The organism is Polaromonas sp. P1_E3, assembly GCF_056405935.1.
Genome location: NZ_JBFUBD010000285.1, coordinates 1 through 3,515, shown reverse-complemented (window position 1 = coordinate 3,515; position 3,515 = coordinate 1). Strand labels below are relative to the sequence as shown.

Genomic DNA, 3,515 nt, shown 5'->3' with positions numbered 1-3,515 from the left:
ACACTGGAAGGCAGCCAGATTGTGGGCGAGCTCAAGTCCAGGCTGGCCAATTTCAAAATTCCGAAACTGTGCTTTGTGGTCAGCGAATTGCCTCGCAACACCATGGGCAAGGTCCAGAAGAACCTGCTGCGGGAGCAGTACAAAAACCTTTTTTCCCAGGTTGCCGTCTAGCGCCTGAGCAGCAACCCCTTGTTACGGGCCCCCGGAGCCCGGGGTTTTGGCCGGCCGGGTGCCGCGGGGGGGGGGGCGATCGCTATCGCGCTGGCAGGCCGGCTGCGCGTTGCCAACCTGAAAGCCGACCCTCTCCGGGGGGCAGAAGACCTGTAATGGGATGAGGCAGTCCAACGCCAGGCATAAAAAGTTCCCGCCGCTGCAGCCCTCTTATACAATTGCTCCGGTCTGATTTTTGCTTGTATTTTTGAGCACGTTTCCTGGTTTCACTTCCAAGTTTTAAGAGGAGTTGCGGACATTATGAAAAAGCATCTTGGGTATCTGGCGTTTTCGACCATCCTGGTAGCTGTGCTTGCCGGCTGTGGGAAAAAAGAGGAGGCCCCGGTAGCGGCTGCTCCGGCTCCCGCTGCAAGCGCGCCGGCCGCTGCCCCCGCCGAAGAGAAGGTGCTTAATGTCTACAACTGGCCCGACTATGTCGCCAAGGACATGATCGCCAATTTCGAAAAGGAAACCGGCATCAAGGTCAACTACCAGACCTTTGAAAACAACGAAGCGCTGCACGCCAAGCTGGTCGCCGGCAATACCGGCTACGACATCGTGGTGCCGGGCGCCGTATTTGCCAAGCCGCAGATCGACGGCGGCCTGCTCGCCAAGCTCGACAAGTCCAAGGTCGCCAACTACGGCAACCTCGACCCGGCCATCATGGAAAAGCTGGGCACCATCGATCCGGGCAATGCCTATCTCGTTCCCTGGGCCTGGAGCTTCACCACCGTCGGCATCAACAAGGCCAAGGTGACGAAGGCGCTTGGCTCCACGCCCATGCCTGAAAACGCCTGGGACCTGGTGTTCAACCCGGTCTACACCGCCAAGCTCAAGTCCTGCGGTATTGCCTACCTGGATTCGCCTACCGAAGTGCTGCCGCCCGCCATGCACTACCTGGGCAAGAATGCCTATTCGAACGATCCGGCCGACCACAAGGCAGCAGCCGAAATGCTCGCCAAGGTGCGCCCGCACATCCGCATGTTCTCCAGCACCATGATTGACGACCTGGCCGGTGGCAAAGCCTGCGTGGCCCTGGCCTGGGCTGGCGACATCAACATCGCCCGCGCCCGTGCCCTTGAAAACAAGAGCGGCAATGACGTCGAGGCCCTGTTGCCCAGCACAGGCGGCCTGATCTTCTTTGACACGCTGGCCATTCCGAAGGATGCCAAGCACCCGAATAACGCGCTGGCGTTCATCAATTACTCGCTGCGTCCCGAGGTATCTGCGTCTCTGACCAACGAGCTGGGCTACGCCACCGCCAACAAGGCCAGCCTGGCCAACGTGAAGCCTGAGATTGCCAAGGACAAGGCGGTATTTCCCGATGCAGACAACCTGAAAAAAATGGTGTCTCCAGCCAGCTTCAGCAACGAAGCGCGTGAATCCATGAGCAATGTGTTCACGGCCTTCAAAAAAGGCAAGTGACGTTTACTGATCTCTGGCAAGCGCTGATTTCAGTGTGAACCCGGCTGTGCATGCAATATTGTGTGCACGGCTTTTTTTCATTTTGATCAAGGCAGGGAATCCTGTTCATGAATCTACCTCTCTCGGCCGGTGACGGGTTTTTGCGGACCGACCAGCTGGTCAAGCGCTTTGACGGCGTGGCGGCTGTGGATGATGTGTCCCTGTCCATCCACAAGGGCGAGATATTCGCCCTGTTGGGGAGCTCGGGCTGCGGCAAGTCGACTTTGCTGCGCATGCTCGCCGGATTCGAAAAGCCGACTTCCGGCGCGGTCTTCCTGGACGGTGTGGACATCGCATCGTTTCCGCCTTACGAGCGGCCCATCAACATGATGTTCCAGTCGTACGCGCTGTTTCCCCACCTGACGGTCTGGGACAACATTGCCTTCGGCCTCAAGCGCGAAGGCATGCCGAAGGGCGAGATCGAGGCGCGCGTGCAGGAGATGCTCAAGCTGGTTCAGCTTGAGACCTTTGCCAAACGCAAGCCGCACCAGCTTTCAGGCGGCCAACAGCAGCGCGTGGCGCTGGCGCGCAGCCTGGCCAAACGTCCCCAGCTGCTGTTGCTCGACGAGCCGCTGGGCGCGCTGGACAAAAAGCTGCGCGAGCGCACGCAATTCGAGCTGGTCAACATCCTGGAGTCCGTGGGTGTAACCTGCGTGATGGTGACGCACGACCAGGAAGAGGCCATGGCCATGGCCTCCCGTATCGCCGTCATGAGCCATGGCCGTGTCCTGCAGGTCGGCACGCCCAAGGAAATCTACGAGCACCCCAATTGCCGGTTTGTGGCTGACTTTATCGGCAACGTCAACATGCTGGAGGGTGAGCTCACGCTGGATGAGCCGGACCGCTGCGAAGTCACGACCGACCAGGGGGTGGTGAATGTCGGGCACGGCATCAGTGGCACGCTCGGAATGTCTGCAGCCATTGCCGTGCGTCCGGAGAAGATCCATATTGCCAAAACACGGCCGGATGTGAACGTCAACCTGTTCACTGGCAAGGTGCGGGAGATTGCCTACTTCGGCAGCTACAACACGTTTATCGTGGAAACTGCCAATGGCCGCACGGTGAAGATCACAGAGACCAACACGACGCGCCATGAGAGCTCCCTGATCACCTGGGATGACCGGGTGTTCTTCTGGTGGGACGACTCAGCGCCGGTGGTATTGACGCAGTAGCCGGCCCACAACAACACCTGTGCGATGAGAATTCCTTCCTGGCTACAACTCAACCTGGGGCGGCGCTTCGTGATCGGCGTGCCTTACGTCTGGCTGCTGCTGTTTTTTGTATTGCCCTTCCTGATCCTGCTGCGGATCAGCGTGACGGACATGGGCAATGGCGTGGACCCCTTTGCGCCGCTGATCGAGACGGTCGAAGGTTCCTGGCATGTCATGCTGCGCTACAACAACTACGCCTCGATCTTCATCGACAGCGCGGCCGATGCAGTGGGCGGTTTCGGCAACACCATTTACATGGAGGCCTACAAGACCTCGCTGAAGTACGCCTTGCTCACTACGCTGTCGTGCCTGGTGATCGGCTACCCATTTGCCTATTTCATCGCCCGGTCCCGGCCCGCCATTCGCCCGGCCCTGTTGATGCTGGTGATGCTGCCGTTCTGGACGTCCTTCCTGCTGCGCGTGTACGCCTGGAAGGGCATCCTGGCCGACCAGGGTGTGCTCAACAACCTGCTGATTTCGCTGGGCATCATCCAGGAGCCCATGGTGATGCTCTACACCGACGTATCCATGCTGGTGGGCATGACCTATGTGTATTGCCCCTTTATGATCCTGCCGCTTTACGCCAACCTGGTGAAGATGGACTTTCGCCTGCTGGAGGCGGCCCATGAC

Annotated in this window: 3 protein-coding genes and 1 pseudogene; all 4 read left to right on the top strand. The window is 59.2% G+C overall.

The features are described 5' to 3' along the window. A pseudogene (locus AC1D0Z_RS17870) lies at positions 1-171 on the top strand (malonyl-CoA synthase); the annotation flags it as partial. A 300-nt stretch (positions 172-471) separates the two neighbouring features. After that, entirely contained in the window at positions 472-1,635 is a 1,164-nt protein-coding gene (locus AC1D0Z_RS17865) for an extracellular solute-binding protein (protein WP_477659542.1), read from the top strand. Between the two features lie 107 nt (positions 1,636-1,742). Then, positions 1,743-2,846 carry an ABC transporter ATP-binding protein gene (locus AC1D0Z_RS17860; protein ID WP_477659541.1) on the top strand — a complete coding sequence of 368 codons (1,104 nt, stop codon included), beginning with the start codon at positions 1,743-1,745 and terminating at the stop codon, positions 2,844-2,846. A gap of 24 nt (positions 2,847-2,870) precedes the next feature. After that, the coding region (locus AC1D0Z_RS17855) for an ABC transporter permease (RefSeq protein WP_477659540.1) at positions 2,871-3,515 on the top strand (645 nt) is incomplete at its 3' end.

Excerpts from the sequence above, each read along its gene's own strand:
- AC1D0Z_RS17860 (WP_477659541.1), top strand. The coding sequence starts at position 1,743 with ATGAATCTACCTCTCTCGGCCGGTGACGGGTTTTTGCGGACCGACCAG.
- AC1D0Z_RS17865 (WP_477659542.1), top strand. The coding sequence starts at position 472 with ATGAAAAAGCATCTTGGGTATCTGGCGTTTTCGACCATCCTGGTAGCT.